Below are 19727 nucleotides of genomic sequence, written 5' to 3'. Positions count from 1 at the left end.
GGGCGCTACCGGGTCAAATTCCTCTTCGACCGCGACACCTGGCCCGCCGGCCGCGAAAGCAAATGGCTGCGCCAGGCCCGCGCCTACGCCGGCGACACCTACGGCCTGCACCTGCCACTGATCGCCGGCACCGAAGTGGCCATCGCCTTCGAACAGGGCGACCCGGACCGCCCCTACATCGCCCACGCCCTGCACGACGATCAGCACCCCGACCTGGTGACCCAGCGCAACGACCACCGCAACGTGCTGCGCACGCCGGCCAACAACAAGTTGCGTATGGACGACACGCGGGGGCAGGAACACATCAAGCTCAGTACCGAGTATGGCGGCAAGAGCCAGCTGAATCTGGGGCATCTGGTGGATGGCCAGCGGAAGAAGCGGGGGGAAGGGTTTGAGCTGCGTACGGATGATTGGGGCGCCATTCGTGGCGGCAAGGGCCTTTTCATCAGCGCGGACAAACAGGAGAAAGCCCAAGGTGCGCAACTCGACATGGAGGCTGCCGTCGCCCAATTGGAAAGTGCCTTGTCACTGGCGCGTTCTCTGGCCGATGCGGCTCGCGCGACCAAAGCCACTCCCGGCGACACCGCCAGCCAGGAACGGCTTAGACAAGTCCTCGATGGCTTGAAGCAACCGGGTCTGTTGCTGCACGCCCCGGCAGGTATAGGCATGGTCAGCCCGGAGGCGGTGAGCCTGTCCTCGGGTAGCGAAAGCGTGAGCGCCGTTGCCGCGCACAACGTCGACCTCAGCGCCGGGCAGAACATCACCGCCACCGCCGAGGACGGCATCAGCCTGCTCGCGCACAGCGCGGACATGCAGCTCAAGGCGGCCAAGGGCAACATCGATTTGCATGCTCTGGAAGGCCTTCTGCACGCCCTGGCCAAGGGCGACATCAAGATTGAGAGCGTGGATGGCCGGGTGCACATCCGCGCTGAGAAAGAGCTGATATTGGAATGCGGAGGGGTCTTCGTCCGCTTGAAAGACGGCGACCTCGACCAGGGCGCCCCCGGCAATATCTATCAACGGGCCAAGCATGTGCAAAAGCTTGGCAGCGCCAGGCTGGATACGCCGGCAACACCGTTACCCGGAGGTTACTCCGCGAAATACGTCCTGAAAGATGAGGCCCAGGCACCGTTGGCATATACACGCTACCGGATCACCACTGAACAGGGCGAGGTGTTTAACGGCGTAACCGACAAGGAAGGGCGAACCATGAGCGCTCATACCTTGTTGCCGGGTGGGCTGAAGATTGAGTTTCCGGATTCCACCTTCTATGACGAACAACTTCGACTGCTCGGCCCGAACGGCGAATTGGCAAGCAACCTCAAGTACTCGGCCACATTGGCTGACGGCCGAATCCTGGATGGGGTGACTGATGAGCAAGGTTACACGCAGCGGTTGGTGACCGAGCAGCCGACGCAGATCACCCAATTGCTGCTGTTTCCCCCAGAGGATGCGCAACCATTTTGCTGCGCGGCGCAGAACGCCCAAACGCCGATGCAGATTGACCTGACCTCCAGTGATGTTTCGACCAACGATACGGACGTGGGCCGCTCGACAAAAGATGTTCCCCTGCCTAAAGGCAAGAAGCGCTCTCTGACGTCTGGCGAAATTGCCATGGCCCGAACCGTTTTTAAAGATGCGGTCAATTACAGCAAGGTCAAAGTGCATCACGGCGGATGGTGGTTGTTTGTCGGGTTTCAGAACACGGCGGTGACGCCGAATGGGGAGATGTATTTTCCGGAAAGTACCAAGCTTTATCGAGATGACTTCTCGGAAACATCGAGAGGTCGCGATAAGGCGTTGTTTATGCACGAGATGACCCATGTATGGCAATACCAGATGGGTTATCCGGTCAAGAAAGCTGGCATGACAGTAACGAGTCAAGGTGCAAAGGCGTATCAATACTCCCTATCTTCGAGTGAACTACTCTGGAATTACAATATGGAACAGCAAGGAGAAATAATTTCTGACTATTATATGATTTGTTTGTTGCGAGATTCCGAAGGGGTCTGGAATTCAAACAATAAATATAACGACCCTGACATGTTAGTGTCTGTATTGCGACATTTCTTGGCTGATCCATCTGACAGAAAAAATCTCCCGGGTCGAGGTTAGTCATGAAAACGGTGCGATTTAGTCTTGGATTAATGTTTTTTTCAAGTTTAGCTCAATCCACCCCCTGGGGGTTGCCGGGGGACGCTGTTATTGCTTCTGAAAATGGGCGGTTAGCAATTTGTATTTCGCAAGAAATATCAGAAAGTGTGGAGGTAAACTCTATATCGGTATCTGAAAGTAAACCCTTGTTCGGTAAAGGGTTGATCATGTGGCAGTTGGAACTTAAAAAATCATGGGAGGCCATGTTACTCGAATCAGGTGGCTGTATTTTTTATGGGGCCATTCCTTCCGGGTATCAACCTGTGGTAGATGCAAAACCCTTGAGTATTGGAGGCGTCTATTACACGAGAATCAACATAAACGTTACGAGGCCTACACGACAAAGTATCTTGTTTTTCGATGCGGTTTTTTGTATGGCCAAGAAAAATAACGACGGGCCTGTGTATCTTCAATACATATATGATCAAACCGGAAAGGAAGTCAGGCCTTCACTTTGTTCGGTGTCGGATGAAGGAAAATGAAAATGAAAATGAAAACTGGAAAGTTGTCCGATTACAATATGGAGCAGCAAGGCGAGATTGTTTCGGATTACTTCATCATTTGTGTAGTTGCTAATCCTCTTAGGGTCTGGAATCCGGAGAACTCCACGAAGGATCCTGGCCTACTTGCATCAACGCTTGCTGCAGTTCTGGAGCGTCCGCACGATGAAAACAACCTTCCCGGTGGTCGGGGAAGCGCATGGCTTATATGGCGATGGCATTTACAGCACTGCAGATGTTCTTTCATCACGCCAACGCGACTTCGTTCGGGCGTACGGAGGAGGCGAATATTGCCTCGATTGATAATAAACCAGCTATTTGTTTGCCTCGCGATACAGAAGAAGCGTTTTCGGTCGGCTGGGTAACATTGTCGGAAAGCAATGTGCGCAATGCAGCAGGTTGGGGAATAACGCTTAAGCTGGGAGCAAAACCATTAGTGCTCAAATCAGGGTCTTGCATCGTTTTTGGTGATTTACCAGAGGGGTGCGAATCAGACGAATACAAATTAAAAACTCCGCCACTGAAGCTTGAAGTCAACAAGACTTATGTGTTTTCCATTAATAATGCTTACCGGCCACGGGATAGTTATAGCGTTATTTTTTGTGTGGGTGAGACTAAAGACGGCACTCCGAATTACTTTCAGTACGCTGGTGTTAGTGATGGGAGGGAAAACGTTCATTATTGTGATGCTAAGCAACACGGAGCTGTGCCTGAATAGTTCAAGAGCTGACTCTGAAAATTGTTCGGATTTGAGTTGGTGAGTGATGCTTAATGGAAGCTCTAAATTAATCAAGTAGTTAGAAAAACAGACTGATATGCACCGTACGGACACATTGGGCTGGTGCAAAGATGTGACTTGCGGCAAATAGATCAAGCACTGGATCGAGTTCCAGTTGCTCCATGAACAGTGCGAGCCACTCGCGAAGATGCCTTATCGCGTGCTAAACGAAGTGGCCCGTCTCGACTTCATTCCGCAGTACACGGGTCGCACCGATGCCGAGGGAGGTGATCCGCCTTGACGGCCTGCTCCCCTTGGCCGTCACCCTGCAGTTAGACGCTGAGTCCTGCCGAGCAACTGCAACATCGTCGCCTGCGTGCCCAGCGAGCCGAACCCGCGCCTCCCGGTTTCGCTGATCGCACGCCGCTCTAGCCTTGGGGCGGATACGGACGTGACGTTTAATGAGCGTTCTTTTACGCCCTGAAACATTGCCTGTGTGAAATTTACCGTGTATTTTTTCATGAAATTACAAATACAAAATTTCACGAGGCCGTATGTTTCAGCAATCCACTCAGCATGTCGCCAGTTACTACGCCCATACCTGCGCCGATCGCCTGGTGCATCGAGCCGCTCTGGAAGGCGAGTCAGACACCGAAGTGCTGATCATCGGGGCCGGTTTCAGTGGATTGCACACGGCTTTGCGCCTGGCGCTGGCCGGCAAGCGCGTGACGTTGCTCGAAGCCAGCCGGGTGGCCTGGGCCGCGTCCGGGCGTAATGGCGGGCAGGCGATTCTTGGCTGGTCGTGCGACATGCCACCGCTGGAAGCGGCGCTGGGTTACGAACGGGCGCGGCGATTGTGGGACGGCATGCGCTGGGCCGCGCGCGAGCTGCGCGACTTGCCCGGTCGGCATGAGTTTGATTGCGACTACCGCGCCGGTCACCTGTGGACCTCGGTGATGCCGCGTCGGGTTGGCCTGCTGACCGAGTGGCAACACGAGGCCAGTCACAAGTGGGGCCATGACAAACTGCAATTCATTCCACGGCAACAGTTACCGGAATGGGTGGCCAGCGAGCGTTATCAGGCCGGCCTGTTCGATCCCGAGGGCGGGCATTTGAACCCGCTGAAACTGGCCCTGGGCCTCGCGGATGCGATCGAGCGGGCTGGCGGCCGCATCCATGAGCAAAGCAAGGCGCTGAGCTATGGCGAGGAGGGTGACGGCTTTGTGGTGACCACCGAGCGCGGTCGTATTCGCGCCGATGTGCTGGTGCTGGCGTGCAACGCTTACCTCGATCGGCTCGACCCGCAACTGGCCAGTTGCGTGTTGCCGGTTGGGACGTATCAGGTCGCGACCGCGCCGCTCACCAAGGATCAGGCCACGGCGCTGTTGCCGAGCAATGTGTGCGTGACCGACAACCAGTTCGTGCTCGATTATTTCCGGCGCACCCCGGATAACCGTCTGCTGTTCGGCGGCGGTTGTACTTACCTGGGCGGCATGCCGAAGGACATCGCCGCCGCGACCCGGCCGTTCCTGGAGCGCGTGTTCCCGCAACTCACCGGCGTGGAGCTGGAGTTTGCCTGGGGCGGGCACATCGACCTGACCCTCAAACGCACCCCGGATATCGGCCGCCGTGGCGATCTGTACTGGATGCAGGGCTATTCCGGCCACGGTGTGTTGCCGACACTCGCCGCGGCGCGGGCGGTGTCCGATGCGGTACTCGGTCAGCCCGACGAGCTGTCCCTGTACCAGGGCTTGAACAACGGCAGTTTTCCCGGCGGCAAATACCTGGCCGCGCCGCTGGAAGCCATCGGCAAGGCTTGGTATCGACTGCGCGACAGCATTTGAAGCGACACTTTCTGGAAGCCTCTAGATGGACATGCAAGAAGAAATCTCGGCGCTGGCGATCCTGATCCAGGACCTGCGCAAGCACAAGAAATACACCCTGAAGGACCTGGCGGACAAAATCGGTCGCTCGGTCGGTTTTCTGTCCCAGGTCGAGCGCGGCCTGTCGCGCCCGACGGTGGCGGACTTGACCGCCATCAGCGAAACCCTGGGCGTGCCGACCACCTATTTCTACAGCCTGCCCAAACCCATGGCCTTGTCCTGGGTCACCCGCCCGGACGAGCGGCGCACGCTGTACTACGCCGACGGCATCACCGACATCCTTGTTTCACCAAAAATGCGCGCGTCGTTCTCGATGCTCGAAAGCCAGCTGGAGCCCGGCGCCAGCAGTGGTGACCGGCACATGAAGGACAGCTCGGAGCAGGGCGGTTACGTCCTCGAAGGCGAGCTGACCCTGTGGCTCGACGACAACGAACCGGTGACCCTGCATCCCGGCGACAGCTTTCAACTGGCCAGCCATGCGCACTGCCGCTACGGCAACCTGTCCGACCAACTGACCCGCGTGCTTTGGGTTTACACCTGATAACAACAAGGAACAAAACGATGGATGCTGTGTGCTCTGAACTGCTGGCCGAGGTTCGCAACTTCCGCCACTGCAACCCCGAAGTGCGTTACGTCGACCTGATCTCCCTGGACATTCCGGGGCATTTCTACGGCAAGCGCTACCCGATCGAGATGCTGGAAAAAGTCGCTGCCGGCAGTGCCCTGAAACTGCCGCAGAACTGCGTGCTGCTCGGCACTCAGGGCGGGTTGTTCAAGATCGGTGATTACTGCTTCAACGATGGTGACCCGGATGCGCTGCGCCGCTTGGTGCCTGGCACGTTGAAGCGGGTGAGCTGGGAAAAGCAGCCCTTGGGGCAGATGCTGATCACCTCCGACGGTACGGAAAAACCGATCGAATTCGAACCGCGGGAAGTGCTGGCGCGGGTGCTGGACCGGCTCAAGCGCAAGGGTATTCATCCGGTGGTGGCGTTCGAGCTGGAGTTTTACCTGTTCGACAGTCGCTTGAAGGACGGCTTGCCGCAGTTTCCCCGTGATGAGTTGACCGGCGATGCCGATGATCAGCCGAACATGCACATCGAGCGCTTGTCGCGCTTCGCCCCGGTGCTCGATGAAATGGTCGAGACGGCACGAGCCCAGGGCGTCGATGCCACGGTGATCACTGCCGAACTCGGCCCAGGCCAGTTCGAAATCAACTTCGGTCATTGCGATGACGGCCTGCGCGCCGCCGACTGGGCGGCCCTGTTCTGCCGCAGCACCCGGGGCGTGGCGCTCAAGCACAACTATCGCGCCAGCTTCATGGCCAAACCTTACTTGCAGCACCCCGGCAGCGGCATGCACGTGCACGTCAGCCTGTATGACCAGGCCGGCAATAACTTGCTGGCGGCGAACGGCCAGCGGGCGTTGCGTCATGCGGTGGCCGGTTGCCTGGATGTGTTGCCGCACTGCATGCCGATTTTTGCCCCGAACCACAACGCCATGCGCCGCTTGAGCGGCACGGTGAACGTCGCGTCCCGCGCCAGTTGGGGCTTCGAGGATCGCGATGCCTGCTTGCGTATTCCGGAGTCAGACGTCAAAAACCTGCGCATCGAACATCGCCTGGCGGGCGCCGATGCCAACCCGTATCTGGCGTTGGCGGCAATTCTGGTGGGGTTGGAGCAAGGATTGGAAGGGGAGCGCGAGCCGATTGCACCGCTCAACGAAGACCGCAGCAGTGGCATCGATTTTCCGTTGGAAATGCTCGAAGCCGTGCAATCCATGCAAAGTCATGCAGCGCTGCGCGAAGGCTTGGGGGCGGAGTTCGTGGACGTCTACTGCGAAAACAAACGTCAGGACCATCTGGCATTTCTGCATGACATCAGCGCGCGTGAGTATCGCTGGTTTCTGTAGTCGCCCTTAGAAAATATGTGGATATTGAAGGGGTTAGAAGGATTAGTAACTGGATAGTGAATAAAAATATCTTGTTACAGCCGGAAATATTCCGTAATATCCGCGCCGCGTTCACCACCACGGTTTATGCATTTTTAAATCCCAGGCGTCCATCAGCTGCCTGGGATTTTTTTTGCCTGGAATTTATCCCGGACCTGTAGGAGCCGGCTTGCCGGCGAAACGGACGACGCGGTGTGTCAGACGAGGCGCCATCGCTGGCAAGCCAGCTCCTACAGGGGATCTTCGTTAGGCGGACTCTGCCAGTGGCGCCCGCTTGCCGAGCTTCATCAGCCAGTAATAACTCACCGCCGGCACCAGCAGCCCCACAACCCACGCCAGATCCACCCCGTCCAGCGCCGTGGCTACCGGGCCGACGTACAGCGTGGTGTTCATGAACGGAATTTCCAGGGCAATCGCCAGTAGGAAACTGCCACAGGCGATCCGGTTGACTCGCCCGTAGATCCCGTTCAAGTCGAAGATGTCGTCAATTCGGTACTGGCCTTTGCGCAGGCAGTAGTAGTCGACCAGATTGATCGCCGTCCACGGGATCAGGAAGTAGCTCATGAAGAAGATGAAGTTCAGGAAGAAGCTGATGAAGTCATCCTGACTGATGGTGCACAGGGCCGTGGCCACCAGGCTGATCAGCAGCATGGACACACAGCGTACCCGTGGCGTCACCTTGAGTCGGGCAAAAGGCTCGATCACGGTGATGGTCGACATGAACGCGCCGTACAGGTTGAACACGTTGATCGACACCTGGCCGTACACGATGAAGGCGAACAACAGCACCGCGCCAGTGCCGAACAATCCGGCGACATGCCCGCCGACGTTGCTGGAAAAGTCGCCGATGCCGACGCTCAGGATCGCCCCGAGAATCATCATCCACGCGCCGCCGCTGACGGTGCCTGCGTAGCTGTACCAGAACACCTGCGCAGTTGGCGTGCTGCTCGGCAGGTAACGCGAGTAGTCGGCGACGTAAGGCGCGTAGGACAGCTGCCAGGTCACGGCGATGCTCACCGCCACCAGGAACTTCGACAGCGAGAAGCCGGTCGGCAGCCATTGTTCGGCCGGGATCGGCAACTGCAACGCGAGCACCGTGGCGGCGACGAACACCAGCAGCGACAGAATCGACAGCAGCTTCTGCAAGCGGTGAATCAACCGATAGCCATAGAGTGCGACGACGAAGCACAACGCACCGATCAGGTAGATATTGCCGGACATCGGCAGCGGACTGACCGACTCCAGCGCCTGGGCCGCGAGCAAGGTGTTGCTGACGAAGAAGCCCAGGTAAATCAACATCACGAACAGCAGCGGCAATACCGCCCCCAACACGCCAAATTGCGCCCGGCTCTGGATCATTTGCGGAATGCCCAGCTTCGGTCCCTGTGCCGAGTGGGACGCCATGAAAATTGCCCCCAGCAACGAGCCGACGATGATCGCCAGCGCACTCCAGAACAGGTTGAGCCCCATCACCACCGGCAACACGCCGGAGGCAATGGTGGTGATGTTCATGTTGGCGCCGAACCAGATATAGAACAGCGAGCCCGGCTTGCCGTGGCGTTCGGTCTCGGGGATGAAATCGATGCTTCTTTTTTCGACTTGCATGGCGATTACTCCTGAGTCCGGACGAGGTGGGATTGCAGGCGGGCGATGGTGCCGGGCAGCTCATGGGGCTGGTGGGCGAACAGGTCCGGATGCTCGGGGGTCAGGCTGACGTAATCGAGTTGTTGCAGGGCGCGCTGGCACTCGGTCGTGGTGAGGATTTCCAGCGAGTAGACCCAGTTGGCCATGATCAACAAGGCCGAATAGTGTCCGGCCTCGGTGGTCGTGGTGCAGGCATCGCTGACCAGGCGCACGCGATAGCCCAGGGCGAAAGCATCAAACACACTGGTGAGCACGCAGACGTCGGTCAGCACGCCACAGACGATCAGCGTGTCGATTTCCAGTGCCTTGAGTCGGGCATCGAGGTTGGTGCAGTGAAAGGCACTGTAACGACCCTTGTCGATGATCAATTCACCGGGCTGCGGCGTCAGCGACTCGATGATTTCTACTTGGCGGGTGCCGGCGCGGTAGCTGCCGGGGCTGCCGTCGGCGGCAAGGGGTTCACCGGGGGGCAGGTCACTGCCGTCGGCCTGATTGATGTGGCGGGTGTAAATGACAGGCATCCGCTGATGGCGGGCGGTATCGAGCAGGGCGGCGGTCTGGGCGACCACCCTGTCGAAGTTTTCCAGGACGAAGCCGTCCTCCTGCTGCATGTCGATGATCAACAGCGCGTTGTTATTGTTCATTGGGCAAACCTGATCAAGGCGAAACACAAGGCACCGTACGCGCCATGCCATGGCGAGACGCGGGGTGCGTGATTGGCTGTTCGGGTGGGCTCAGTGAACTATTTGCCAGAAGCCGTTCTGCTTGGCCGAAACGCTGGCGCGCAGGCGCTTGAAATGCAGGTGCGAAGCGGTCCATTCACCGCGCAGATAAGCCCGCGCGGCGCCGCAGGGAAGGGCGAGTGATGGGAGACGACCAGTCATCATTGGAATCGACCCCTGTAGGAGCGAGCTTGCTCGCGAAAAACTTCTGAACAACGCGGTCATTCAGACGCCACGCGTTATCGTTGGCGTCCATCGCGAGCACGCTCGCTCCTACAGGACAAATGCCTACCGGAACGCTGGCACCACATGCTTGATGAACAGCTCCAGGGATTTTTTCTTTTCCGCGTGGGGCAGGCTGTTATCGCACCAGAAGCTGAATTCGTCGACTCCCAGTTCCTGGTAGTACTTGATGCGCGGAATGATTTCTTCCGGGGTGCCGATCATGGCGGTCTTGTGCAGGCTTTCCAGTTCGAACTCGGGGCGCCCGGCGAATTTCTCTTCCGGACTCGGCGCGAGGAAGCCGTTGACCGGGGTGGTCTTGTTGCCAAACCAGGCATCGAAGGTGCGGTAGAACCTGGAGATCGCCTTGGCCCCGACTTCCCAGCCCTGCGGATCATCGGCGGTGTGCACGTGGGTGTGACGCAGCACCATCAGTTGCGGGCGCGGCACGCCAGGATTGTTGTCGAGGGCGGCCTGGAACTTGTTCTTCAGGTCGAGGACTTCTTCGTCGCCTTTCATCAGCGGCGTGACCATGACGTTGCAGCCGTTGGCCACGGCGAAGTTGTGCGAGTCCGGGTCGCGGGCGGCGATCCACATCGGCGGGTTCGGCTGCTGGATCGGCTTGGGCACGCTGGTGGACGTCGGGAATTTCCAGATGTCGCCGTCATGGGCGTAGTCGCCGTTCCACAGGGCGCGCACCACCGGAACCATTTCCCGCAGCGCCTGGCCGCCGGAGGAGGCAGGCATGCCGCCGGCCATGCGGTCGAATTCGATCTGGTAGGCACCCCGGGCCAGGCCGACTTCCATGCGCCCGTTGCTGATCACGTCGAGCAACGCACATTCACCGGCTACCCGCAGCGGATGCCAGAACGGCGCGATGATGGTGCCGGCGCCCAGGTGAATGGTGGTGGTCTTGCCCGCCAGGTAAGCCAGCAGCGGCATCGGGCTTGGCGAGATGGTGTATTCCATGGAGTGGTGTTCGCCGATCCATACGGTGCTGAAACCACCGGCCTCGGCCATCAAGGTCAGTTCGGTCAGGTCTTCGAACAACTGACGATGGCTGACGCTTTCGTCCCAACGTTCCATGTGTACGAACAGGGAAAACTTCATGACGCTTACCTCGGATCTTTTGTTGTTGGCCGGTCGACCGCGGGCCTGTTGTTTATTGGTATACCATAATACAAAATCTATGCAAATATTTCTCTCTGGTCAGTGAGCAACCTGTGGGAGATTCTATGTTTGGGGGGAACCCCCAAGCATAGAATTAGGCTTGTATTCACTTTGGTTTTTCATCAACGCGAACATCACTCTGGCCAGCTTGCGTGCCAGGATAACCAAGGCTTGAGTACCTTTTAGGCCTCTGGCCAGATAACTCTCGTAGTACGGTTTCCAGATCGGCGAACGGCTGGCGGCCATGGCGCTGTTGTGAAACAGGCGCCGGAACTCCGAGTCTCCTCGCTTGGAGAGTCGACGCCTTTGATCCTTTTGTCCTGACTGCCTCACCCGCGGATCCATGCCGAGGAAGGCCACGTATTCGTCGCTGTTAGCAAATTTTCCACGCAAAAACGCTGTGGCCGCTGCTGTGGCTGTCAGGAGCCCGACACCCTCGACGGCCTGGCAGCGCTTCACCTGATCCTGCATCCCGGCGTCCTCAGCAATCTCCTTGAGTGTTTTCTGAATCGTTTTTTCGAACTGGGCAATGGCGGCCAGAAGCTGCTTGAACTGTTCTTTGAGCAGGGGTTCGTTTTTCCAGCTTTGCTTGAGTGCGACACAGCCCCGGACCAACTGAGCCCGGCGACGAAGCAGGCTTTTGAGTTGGGTGTAAGCCTTCGGCGGAGGACTCCAGATCCTCAGTCTGTCGGACTCCCTGCTCAAGTAACGCGCCAGCAGTTCGGCATCCAAGGCATCTGTTTTCGCCCTCATGCCTATTCCGTCGCGGTATTTGTTGAGGCGACAGCCATCGATGACATAAACGTCATGGCCCATTTCATGGGCTATTTCCGTTGTATCAAGGTGATAGATATTGGTCGCTTCAAGCGCGATAGCGCTGTTCGCAGGTAGCGTCTTGAGCCATTGCTTCAGGGCTGATCGCTTGTTCGCGACATTTCGGGTTCGTTCCAGGTCGGATCGATAGATAACAATCTCGTCCTTCGCCACATCCACACCAACGACCACCTGAGAATCAAGGATTGTCATGGCCCACCCTCCGAGCTAGGGTTTAAAGACTTGTTGGGGTTCACCGTTGCGCTGGCTTGTTTCTATCGTCGGTCCGAGCCGATGCATTCCTTATCGGCGCATTAGGTGAAGGGGTGGGACGAAGTCTCCCACGGTCTGTACTGGTCAGAGTCAGATGACGAGCTTTAGTCCCACCCACCCCTTCAAGTCTAAACATACAAGCGAGCCTGCTCGCGAAAGCGGTCTGCTCGCGAAAGCGGTCTGCCGGGCGATAGGGATGTGACTGACAACCCGTCTTCGCGAGCAGGCTCGCTCCCACAAGGTATGCGCAATACCGCAGATCAGGCCAGAACGGGCAGGGCACCCATCTTGCCGTGGCAATACACCAGTGGCCCGCTGTTCTGCCGGGGCACGATCAGGTTTTTCACGGCGCCGACCATGATGGCGTGGTCACCGCCTTCATATTCGCGCCACAGCTCACATTCGATGACCGCCGTGGCGTTGGCCAGAATCGGGTTGCCCAACTCGCTGAGCGTCCACTCTATTCCCTGGGCCTTGTCCTTGCCCTTGCGCGCGAAGGCATAGGCTTCGTTTTGCTGGCCGCCGGACAGCACGTGGATGGCAAAGCGTTTGTTCTTGATCAGGACCGGGTAGGAATCGGAGCTGTAGTTGGGGCAAAACAACACCAGGGCCGGGTCCATCGACAGCGAACTGAAGGCGCTGGCGGTCAGGCCGACGATTTGCCCGTCGTCATCCAGGGTGGTGATCACGGTCACTCCGGACGGGAACGAACCCATGACTTGTTTGTAGATGGCGGCATCGATCATTGGACGGTCCTCGGGTGGTGTGACGCGTTTTTTATGTGTTTGTAGGTCTGATGGTATACCGTAATACATCGATTGCAAGGTCTTTTTAGGTGAACCGATAAACGTACGGCTTTCGTCTGGAAGTCAATGATTACGGGGCTTTCAGCTAGTCAGTGCCTAGAGGGGGCGGGCAGGATAGCGGCTCAGATGCTTGTTCAAAGACCGGATCAGTCTTGTTTAAAGTTTGGAATACCATAATATGGTTCGCATCTGAGGGGCGGCCAGAGAGTCCCCCCGGTTTGGCTTCATACAAAGATAAGAACAGACAAACTCGAGTTCATGCACATGTCCCAGATGTCCCGGCAAGATCCGTTGATCGAGAACCACACGGTCGACTACGTTCCACTCGCAGAGCGCCACGGGAAGGCCCGCGATCTTTTCACCCTGTGGTTCAGCACCAACATCGCGCCACTGCCCATCGTCACCGGCGCCATGGTGGTCCAGGTGTTCCACCTCAATCTGTTCTGGGGCCTGCTGGCGATTGCACTCGGGCACATGGTCGGCGGGGTGGTGATTGCGCTCGCATCCGCCCAGGGGCCGTGCATGGGCATTCCGCAGATGGTGCAGAGCCGTGGCCAGTTCGGCCGCTACGGAGCGTTGCTGATCGTATTCTTCGCGGCGCTGATCTACATCGGCTTCTTTATTTCCAACATCGTGTTGGCGGGTAAATCGATTGTCGGCATTGCGCCGTCGGTTCCGGTGCCGGCCAGCATCCTCATCGGTGCCCTCAGCGCCACGGCCATCGGGGTGATCGGCTACCGGTTCATTCATACCCTCAACCGTATCGGCACCTGGGTGATGGGCAGTGCGTTGCTCGCGGGCTTCCTCTATATCTTCGCCCATGACCTGCCGGCGGACTTCTTCACTCGTGGCGGATTCAACCTGTCCGGCTGGCTGGCCACGGTGTCGCTGGGCATCATCTGGCAGATCAGCTTCTCGCCCTATGTGTCGGACTACTCGCGTTACCTGCCGGCGGATATCGGCATCACCCGGCCGTTCTTCGCCACTTACCTGGGGGCGACCCTGGGCACGATCCTGTCGTTCACTTTCGGTGCCGTGGCAGTACTGGCAACCCCGGAAGGCACCGAGGCGATGGCCGCGGTCAAGCAGTCCACCGGTTGGCTGGGGCCGATCCTGATGGTGTTGTTCTTGCTCAACATCATCAGTCACAACGCCTTGAATCTGTATGGCGCGGTGCTGTCGATCATCACCTCGATCCAGACCTTCGCCAGCCAGTGGACGCCGAGCATCAAGGTGCGCGTGTTGTTGTCGAGCATCGTGCTGGCCGGCTGCTGCGTGGTGGCGCTGGGCGCTTCGGCGAATTTCATTTCGCAGTTCATCGGCCTGATCCTGGCGCTGTTGCTGGTGCTGGTGCCGTGGGCCTCGATCAACCTGATCGACTTCTACCTGATCAAGCACCGCCGCTATGACATCGCCTCGATCTTCCGTGCTGACGGTGGTATTTACGGGCGCTTCAACTGGCACGCGATCATTGCCTACTTCATCGGCATCATCGTGCAGCTGCCATTCGCCAATACTTCACTGTACGTCGGGCCCTACGCTAACCTGGTCGAGGGCGCGGACCTGTCCTGGCTGGTGGGGCTGGTGGTGACGTGCCCGTTGTATTACTGCCTCGCCACGCGCAGCCAGGCGCAGGAAGGCCGTTCGGTGAAGTTCGGCTACGCCGATTGATCCCTGTAGGAGCGAGCCTACTCGCGATGGACGTCAACGATAACGCGTGTAAGCAGGATAAACGCGGCGCACTTGAAACCATCGCCAGCAAGCCGGCTCCTACAGGTATTGCGTGTTACCCGGGATTGCAGCTCAAGCATCCTTGAAGGCATTCAGGCCGCGTTGCACCGCCGGCCTGGCTTCGACGCTGTCGAACCAGCGCGAGAGCTGTGGAAGCTCTTTCCATTCCAGCCGATCACGGAACGCTCTGGCGATGGTGAACGCCGAAATGTCGGCCATGGAGAACTGCTCTCCGGCCATGAATTCGCCCGTCAAAAAACTTTCCGCGTAAGTCAGTTGCTCGATCACCCGCAGATCGATGATCGCCGCCGCCTTGTCTTGCCCCGCCTGGTGCAGAAAAAAGGCGGCATGGCTGGGGGCGATGACGTCGGTCACGAAATAGAAATAGCGGTCGATCACCCGGGTGCGCACAGGTCCCGGCTGCGCCGGTGCCAACTTTCCGGGCGCAATCGAATCGGCGTACTGGATGATGGCGTTGGACTGGTTGATGACCAGCGCCGGCGAGGTCCCGTGGTCGATCAGGGTCGGGACTTTCCCGGCAGGGTTGAGCGCCAGGTAGGCTGGCCCACGGTGCTCCTGTGCATACAGGTCGAGCCTGCATGCCGTGTAGGCGATGCGGGCTTCTTCCAGGGCAATCGCGGCCCGCAGGCTGTTGCCGGTGTTGGCGCCGTACAGCTCGATTTGATTGTTCATGAGTCATTGCTCTTGTCGTGACATACAGGCAGTCACCGAGCACTGCCGAGGGTGTCAGTATGATGAAAATCCGCCGCACTGATATTCAAAAACGCTGACCGTCCATACCCCTGCGCGACAAGCCTTATCCCTGCACGAAAACTACTTTCAGTGCGTTTGGCTTGCGCGCTCGTGTTGAGCGCGGTTGCGTGGGCGGCAATCGGGTCCTGGCTGGCGGTGAAACCTTCAAACAAGGATAAGAAATACCCAGGAGAACCGTATGTTCAAGCGCGACGGATTTGAATGGAAGCGACAGGCACTTTTTCTACCAAGAATTTCAAACCAACCGGCCTGAGCCCAACCCCCGAGATTACTACCTCCTTGTCAGTGTCTATCAGCACCATGGAGAAATGCTACTCGGGGGCTTTACCGAAGAAACCGGTTGTTTGAGCAAACTCAACAAACCGCTTGTTTGCGACAGACAAATATTCGTTAGCTCGCCAGCACAGACTGAAACTCATGGTCTGTGCCGGTTTGAAGGGAATCCCCAGCAATCCGGGTACACATTGCTGAATGGAACGTAGCAGCGTGGAGGCGCCCATTCCATCCAGTGTTGCCTTGATGACCAGTGAGACGAAATTGGTCTGCAATGCTATTCGATAGCGGGCTCCGGAGGCTTCGCAGAAGGTGTCGAACATATGGCGTTGCAGGAATGTCTGGTCAAAAAGCACCATTTTCTCATCTTGCAGACGCCAGGCCTCGATAAAGGCCTCGCTCGAAAGTGGGTGGTTGTCGTTCATGCACATCACCATCTCGTCGGTGCCCAGCAAAACGGAGTCCCATCCGCTCTCTACTCGACGAGACTCCAGCAGGGCGACATCAATGTCACGGCTTTCCAGGCGCTGGCTGATGTCATCCGCACTGCCTTCAATCACCGTCATCACGATACCTGGATATTTCTTGCCAAAGGCGTTGAGTACCCGCGGAATGTAGTGGATCCCGAACATGGGAGGCACGCCGAGACGAATCTCACCACTGTGTAAATGCGACAGATCCCGCAGCTCCTGGCGTGCCATGTCTAGTTCGAGCAAAGCGACTTCGACACGAGCAAGAAAGCTTTTTCCTTCAGCCGTCACAGTAATTTGTCGTGCCGCGCGGTTGAAAAGCGTAACGCCCAACTCCTCTTCCAATCGAGTAATGGCCATGCTCAATGCTGGTTGGGCGATGTGCAGGCTCTGCGCGGCTTTGGTGAAGCTACCTTGCCGCGCAACTTCTACGCAGCACATCAACGCTTTGAGATTCATGCCAGTCATACTCGGATCGAAACCCAAAATATAACAATTAGTGATGAAAAAAATCACAAAATAATATTTTTCGTGATGGAGGAGTCTCTTTAAGATGCCTGCGATAACTGTGTTGTCGCCTTCTCGAGGCTCGCGTCCAGGCAGATGACTTGCCTCTTTCAAAACGGATTTTTACTGAATGCTCAAGTTCAATGCTCATCTCGGCTTCCAATTCAACGATTTGCCTTTTCTCCAGCGCATCGAAGCTGCAGCGGCTGCTGGATTCAAGGCGGTGGAGTTTCCTTCGCCTTATGAGTTTGAAGCCAGTCAGTTGGCCGCACATTTGACTCAATACTCTCTACCTCTGATCCAGTTCGCTGCACCGGCCGGAGTCACCAAGGGCATTGCTGCGTTGCAAGGCAAGGAAGAAGAGTTTCGTGCAGGTTTAGCCTTGGCCGCCCGGTATGCAAAGGTGTTGGGTTGCTCAAATGTGCACGTCATGTCTGGGATTACTGCACAAGTTTCAGCTGCGCCCAGTTACATGAGCAACTTGGAATATGCAGTCAAATATTTTGAAGATCAGGGGTTGCGGCCCCTGATTGAAGTGATAAGCCCAAAGGAAATCCCGGGGTACTACATGTCGGATTTCAGCAAGGCGCTACGGGTGCTGGAAGCCTTCCCGAGTATTGGACTGATTCTCGATCTTTACCATGCACAGCTTTTGACCGGCGACGCCGCAAATGTACTGGATCAGTTTTATGACCGAACCGTCCATGTACAGATTGCGGACTGCCCAGGACGCCACGAGCCGGGGACAGGCATCTTTAATTTTGCCGAATTGTTCGCGACTCTGGAGCATCGTGGATACACAGGATGGATCGGATGTGAATACCGTCCTTCCAGCACTACTGTTGCAAGCTTAGGCTGGCTCAAGTCGCAAAATACTTAGCGTTTGGTGGCGGGTTGCTTCCCGCCTTGAAGACCACATCCCCGCCAATCACCTTCTGCGCAGCATTGATCAATGTCTGGATCTGAACGACCTGCGCCATTACCTCGCTGATTGCTACAGCCCGATTGGGCGTCCGTCGATTGATCCTGAGCGGATGATCCGCATGCTGATCGTGGGTTATTGCTACGACATTCGCTCATCGCACGGCCGAGGTCGAGAGCACCAAGATCATGATCGACCGGGTCGAGGCGCAGTTCGACATCAAGCCAGAGCGCCTGATTGGCGACACCGCTTACGGAACCGCGCCGATGCGGCAGCATCTGCATCGTAAGCGTCTCCTGATGCCTGCGCTTAGGGCGATGGAGTCATCTATTGAGATGCCCACTCCCGTCGGGCAAACTCTGGTTGCTTCATTGGCCGATAACAGGAGTTTACGGATGCCATTTCCACTGACGGAACATAATGCCTTGTTGGCCCTGAAGGGTGTGGGGCCGGCCGTTATCGCTCGCCTTGAGCAGATGGGCATTGACTCGCTAGCTGTGCTCAGCAAAGCGAATGTTTGTGACATCCTGGCTCAGGCATCGTCAGCAGTGGGATCGACTTGCTGGAAGAATAGCCCCCAAGCTCGGGCCGCCATTAATGCGGCCATTGAGCTTGCGAAGGACTCTCAGTTGAGCACACCTGGTGCGTAAAGCTGATCGCTTATTTCAATTGGTAAATCTGATTCGTGTCCATCAGCCAATATCTGCTGAACGATTGGCTAGTCGAATTGGTGTTTCCGTTCGATCAATCTATCGATACATCGACGACCTTTCCTTCAGTGGAATCCCAATCTATGGTACCGCTGGCGTGGGATATGCCTTGGATGCCGATTTTGAGATGCCGCCTTTAACGTTGAACAAGCTCGAACTGGATGCATTGATGCTCGGGATGGAAATGCTTTCAGCTTCCGCCGATAACGATCTAGGTGCTGCTGCAAGGATGTTGTTGAGCAAAATCTCAGCGTCCATAGTCCATCACAAAGTTGACCCCAGTTCGGCAAAAATCAGGGCACTTGGAACAACACCTTCATTGACGCGTGGCCATCTGGCAATCCTTCGAAATGCCATCGAAAACGCTCAGGCGCTAAAGATAATTTATACCAGCTTGGACGGTGTGGTTTCGCAACGTCTCATTTCTCCCCTTGGCCTTTTCTACTGGGGAGGAAAGTGGACGGTTGGAAGCTGGTGTAGTGGCAAGGCGGCTTACCGCGATTTTCGGGTTGATCGCATAGCCTCCATCGCTATTGCCCAACAACCATCATCCGACAATCCTGCCCTTGATCTCCAAGCGTATATGAGGCACCAGGCAAGCCAGTGGAAAGCGATCACCACTACTGACACTACGCTGTCAGTATGAGGCACTGATAATTGGGACTTCCTAACACACAGAAGGTCATCCCTATGCAGCGCTCATCTCATGTACTCGAATTAGCCATTTTCAAGGTCAAACAGGAATGCGTTGCGCAAGTGCCTGTGCTCCGCGCAGGGCTTCGTGAAACGTTAAAGGCCTTTCCTGGTTTGATCGAGTACCGCGCCTACTGTCCTATGAGCGACGACCGAATCTTCGCGGACTTAGCTATGTGGGACAGTCTTGAGAATGCACAAAAAGTGGCAAAGGCGTTCAACGATGGAGATCCGAGATTCTCTGAGTATATGCATGCTATTGAAAACCTGACGTTCATGAGCCACCTCGTTCCAGAGATGAATTGACGCCGACGGACTGCCAGAGCAGGCAAGAGACACCGAGGCCTTTACTGTCAGACATCGGTGTCGTCACTTCCAGTGCAAGTGTTCTCGGATCACCTATTGCCAGGCTGCAGAATGCGTATCCGTCCGGCCAAGTCATTTACCCAGCCCCGCGAGGCCAGGACATTGTGTGCACTTAAATGTAACCGTCCGGCCAACTCACCTTCCTGACCTCGACGCCAAAGGCGATGGTGTCAGATCATTTTCCGGTGGCCCCGATTATTCGGACGTCGCAAACCTTTCAAGCGGCGAAACTCTCAACGTGCTCAGCGAGCCCGGTTCGCGAGGGCAAGCCGATCGGTACCGACCCGGGGCTCACGCTGAGTTTCGAGCGCAGCGGTGACCTGAGTTTGATCCGTATTGGCAGCGTCGAACGCTACGAGATACCCGACGCGCTGATTTTTGGCGGCTAGACCACCCCGAGCCATTCGCACGGTGACTCACTACAGCAGC

19 protein-coding genes and 1 pseudogene are annotated in these 19727 nt (G+C 57.0%); 12 read left to right on the top strand and 8 right to left on the bottom strand.

Features of this window, described 5'->3' with window-relative positions:
- The 6 genes from B0D71_RS27310 to B0D71_RS27295 all read left to right on the top strand — a co-directional run.
- A partial coding sequence (locus B0D71_RS27310) for a DUF2345 domain-containing protein (protein WP_133160964.1) occupies positions 1–2115 on the top strand: 2115 nt, incomplete at its 5' end.
- A 2-nt stretch (positions 2116–2117) separates the two neighbouring features.
- A complete protein-coding gene (locus B0D71_RS31320; protein WP_133160963.1) occupies positions 2118–2636 on the top strand; it encodes a hypothetical protein in 519 nt (172 codons plus the stop codon).
- A gap of 217 nt (positions 2637–2853) precedes the next feature.
- Entirely contained in the window at positions 2854–3372 is a 519-nt protein-coding gene (locus tag B0D71_RS31315; protein WP_133160962.1) for a hypothetical protein, read from the top strand.
- 554 nt (positions 3373–3926) lie between these two features.
- Positions 3927–5216, top strand: a complete 1290-nt coding sequence (locus B0D71_RS27305; RefSeq protein WP_103397480.1) for an NAD(P)/FAD-dependent oxidoreductase — start codon at positions 3927–3929, stop codon at positions 5214–5216.
- Between the two features lie 25 nt (positions 5217–5241).
- Positions 5242–5796, top strand: a complete 555-nt coding sequence (locus B0D71_RS27300) for a helix-turn-helix domain-containing protein (protein ID WP_103397479.1) — start codon at positions 5242–5244, stop codon at positions 5794–5796.
- A 20-nt stretch (positions 5797–5816) separates the two neighbouring features.
- Positions 5817–7163 carry a glutamine synthetase family protein gene (locus B0D71_RS27295; protein ID WP_103397478.1) on the top strand — a complete coding sequence of 449 codons (1347 nt, stop codon included), beginning with the start codon at positions 5817–5819 and terminating at the stop codon, positions 7161–7163.
- Positions 7164–7448: 285 nt separating this feature from the next.
- Here B0D71_RS27295 and B0D71_RS27290 read toward each other — a convergent pair whose 3' ends face one another.
- From B0D71_RS27290 to B0D71_RS27270, 6 genes are all read right to left on the bottom strand, one after another.
- Positions 7449–8807, bottom strand: coding sequence for a purine-cytosine permease family protein (locus tag B0D71_RS27290; RefSeq protein WP_103397477.1), 1359 nt, complete (start codon positions 8805–8807; stop codon positions 7449–7451).
- A 5-nt stretch (positions 8808–8812) separates the two neighbouring features.
- Positions 8813–9490 carry a cysteine hydrolase family protein gene (locus tag B0D71_RS27285; protein ID WP_103397476.1) on the bottom strand — a complete coding sequence of 226 codons (678 nt, stop codon included), beginning with the start codon at positions 9488–9490 and terminating at the stop codon, positions 8813–8815.
- 90 nt (positions 9491–9580) lie between these two features.
- Positions 9581–9730: a hypothetical protein gene (locus B0D71_RS31525; protein WP_165798752.1), complete on the bottom strand. Its 150-nt coding sequence runs from the start codon at positions 9728–9730 to the stop codon at positions 9581–9583.
- A 126-nt stretch (positions 9731–9856) separates the two neighbouring features.
- Complete coding sequence (locus B0D71_RS27280) at positions 9857–10900, bottom strand: LLM class flavin-dependent oxidoreductase (protein ID WP_046043514.1); 1044 nt, start codon at positions 10898–10900, stop codon at positions 9857–9859.
- Positions 10901–11023: 123 nt separating this feature from the next.
- Positions 11024–11986 (bottom strand): IS110 family transposase, encoded by a 963-nt coding sequence (locus B0D71_RS27275; RefSeq protein WP_103393606.1) that lies wholly within the window; start codon positions 11984–11986, stop codon positions 11024–11026.
- Positions 11987–12306: 320 nt separating this feature from the next.
- Positions 12307–12792, bottom strand: a complete 486-nt coding sequence (locus B0D71_RS27270; protein WP_103397475.1) for a flavin reductase family protein — start codon at positions 12790–12792, stop codon at positions 12307–12309.
- A gap of 324 nt (positions 12793–13116) precedes the next feature.
- Here B0D71_RS27270 and B0D71_RS27265 point away from each other — a divergent pair, with 324 nt between their 5' ends.
- Positions 13117–14523 (top strand): purine-cytosine permease family protein, encoded by a 1407-nt coding sequence (locus B0D71_RS27265; RefSeq protein ID WP_103397474.1) that lies wholly within the window; start codon positions 13117–13119, stop codon positions 14521–14523.
- A gap of 132 nt (positions 14524–14655) precedes the next feature.
- Here B0D71_RS27265 and B0D71_RS27260 read toward each other — a convergent pair whose 3' ends face one another.
- Entirely contained in the window at positions 14656–15276 is a 621-nt protein-coding gene (locus B0D71_RS27260) for a glutathione S-transferase family protein (RefSeq protein WP_103397473.1), read from the bottom strand.
- A 392-nt stretch (positions 15277–15668) separates the two neighbouring features.
- Positions 15669–16559, bottom strand: a complete 891-nt coding sequence (locus tag B0D71_RS27250; protein WP_103397487.1) for a LysR family transcriptional regulator — start codon at positions 16557–16559, stop codon at positions 15669–15671.
- A 178-nt stretch (positions 16560–16737) separates the two neighbouring features.
- Here B0D71_RS27250 and B0D71_RS27245 point away from each other — a divergent pair, with 178 nt between their 5' ends.
- From B0D71_RS27245 to B0D71_RS27225, 5 genes and pseudogenes are all read left to right on the top strand, one after another.
- The gene (locus tag B0D71_RS27245; protein WP_103397472.1) at positions 16738–17487 is read left to right on the top strand and encodes a hydroxypyruvate isomerase family protein; all 750 of its coding nucleotides are present in this window, start codon (positions 16738–16740) and stop codon (positions 17485–17487) included.
- Positions 17480–17686: pseudogene (locus B0D71_RS27240) on the top strand (transposase); the annotation flags it as partial. The gene B0D71_RS27245 and the pseudogene B0D71_RS27240, both read left to right, overlap by 8 nt.
- 238 nt (positions 17687–17924) lie before the next feature.
- Entirely contained in the window at positions 17925–18179 is a 255-nt protein-coding gene (locus tag B0D71_RS27235) for a Pathogenicity locus (RefSeq protein WP_103397471.1), read from the top strand.
- Positions 18172–18885, top strand: a complete 714-nt coding sequence (locus B0D71_RS27230) for a helix-turn-helix transcriptional regulator (protein WP_103397470.1) — start codon at positions 18172–18174, stop codon at positions 18883–18885. Before B0D71_RS27235 ends, B0D71_RS27230 begins: the two co-directional genes overlap by 8 nt.
- A gap of 44 nt (positions 18886–18929) precedes the next feature.
- Positions 18930–19238: a hypothetical protein gene (locus B0D71_RS27225; protein WP_103397469.1), complete on the top strand. Its 309-nt coding sequence runs from the start codon at positions 18930–18932 to the stop codon at positions 19236–19238.
- Positions 19239–19727: the final 489 nt, after the last annotated feature.

It is taken from the genome of Pseudomonas laurylsulfativorans (assembly GCF_002906155.1).
Lineage (GTDB): Bacteria > Pseudomonadota > Gammaproteobacteria > Pseudomonadales > Pseudomonadaceae > Aquipseudomonas > Aquipseudomonas laurylsulfativorans.
This window is presented reverse-complemented; position numbering and strand designations above follow the sequence as displayed.

What these genes read in the sequence shown, in the direction of transcription:
- B0D71_RS27265 (WP_103397474.1), top strand. Translation starts at nt 13,117, where the DNA reads ATGTCCCAGATGTCCCGGCAAGATCCGTTGATCGAGAACCACACGGTC.
- B0D71_RS27225 (WP_103397469.1), top strand. Translation starts at nt 18,930, where the DNA reads ATGCAGCGCTCATCTCATGTACTCGAATTAGCCATTTTCAAGGTCAAA.
- B0D71_RS27300 (WP_103397479.1), top strand. Translation starts at nt 5,242, where the DNA reads ATGGACATGCAAGAAGAAATCTCGGCGCTGGCGATCCTGATCCAGGAC.
- B0D71_RS27275 (WP_103393606.1), bottom strand. Translation starts at nt 11,986, where the DNA reads ATGACAATCCTTGATTCTCAGGTGGTCGTTGGTGTGGATGTGGCGAAG.
- B0D71_RS27305 (WP_103397480.1), top strand. Translation starts at nt 3,927, where the DNA reads ATGTTTCAGCAATCCACTCAGCATGTCGCCAGTTACTACGCCCATACC.
- B0D71_RS27285 (WP_103397476.1), bottom strand. Translation starts at nt 9,490, where the DNA reads ATGAACAATAACAACGCGCTGTTGATCATCGACATGCAGCAGGAGGAC.
- B0D71_RS27235 (WP_103397471.1), top strand. Translation starts at nt 17,925, where the DNA reads ATGCCATTTCCACTGACGGAACATAATGCCTTGTTGGCCCTGAAGGGT.
- B0D71_RS27290 (WP_103397477.1), bottom strand. Translation starts at nt 8,807, where the DNA reads ATGCAAGTCGAAAAAAGAAGCATCGATTTCATCCCCGAGACCGAACGC.
- B0D71_RS27260 (WP_103397473.1), bottom strand. Translation starts at nt 15,276, where the DNA reads ATGAACAATCAAATCGAGCTGTACGGCGCCAACACCGGCAACAGCCTG.
- B0D71_RS27295 (WP_103397478.1), top strand. Translation starts at nt 5,817, where the DNA reads ATGGATGCTGTGTGCTCTGAACTGCTGGCCGAGGTTCGCAACTTCCGC.
- B0D71_RS27280 (WP_046043514.1), bottom strand. Translation starts at nt 10,900, where the DNA reads ATGAAGTTTTCCCTGTTCGTACACATGGAACGTTGGGACGAAAGCGTC.
- B0D71_RS31315 (WP_133160962.1), top strand. Translation starts at nt 2,854, where the DNA reads ATGGCTTATATGGCGATGGCATTTACAGCACTGCAGATGTTCTTTCAT.
- B0D71_RS27270 (WP_103397475.1), bottom strand. Translation starts at nt 12,792, where the DNA reads ATGATCGATGCCGCCATCTACAAACAAGTCATGGGTTCGTTCCCGTCC.
- B0D71_RS31320 (WP_133160963.1), top strand. Translation starts at nt 2,118, where the DNA reads ATGAAAACGGTGCGATTTAGTCTTGGATTAATGTTTTTTTCAAGTTTA.
- B0D71_RS27250 (WP_103397487.1), bottom strand. Translation starts at nt 16,559, where the DNA reads ATGAATCTCAAAGCGTTGATGTGCTGCGTAGAAGTTGCGCGGCAAGGT.
- B0D71_RS31525 (WP_165798752.1), bottom strand. Translation starts at nt 9,730, where the DNA reads ATGACTGGTCGTCTCCCATCACTCGCCCTTCCCTGCGGCGCCGCGCGG.
- B0D71_RS27245 (WP_103397472.1), top strand. Translation starts at nt 16,738, where the DNA reads ATGCTCAAGTTCAATGCTCATCTCGGCTTCCAATTCAACGATTTGCCT.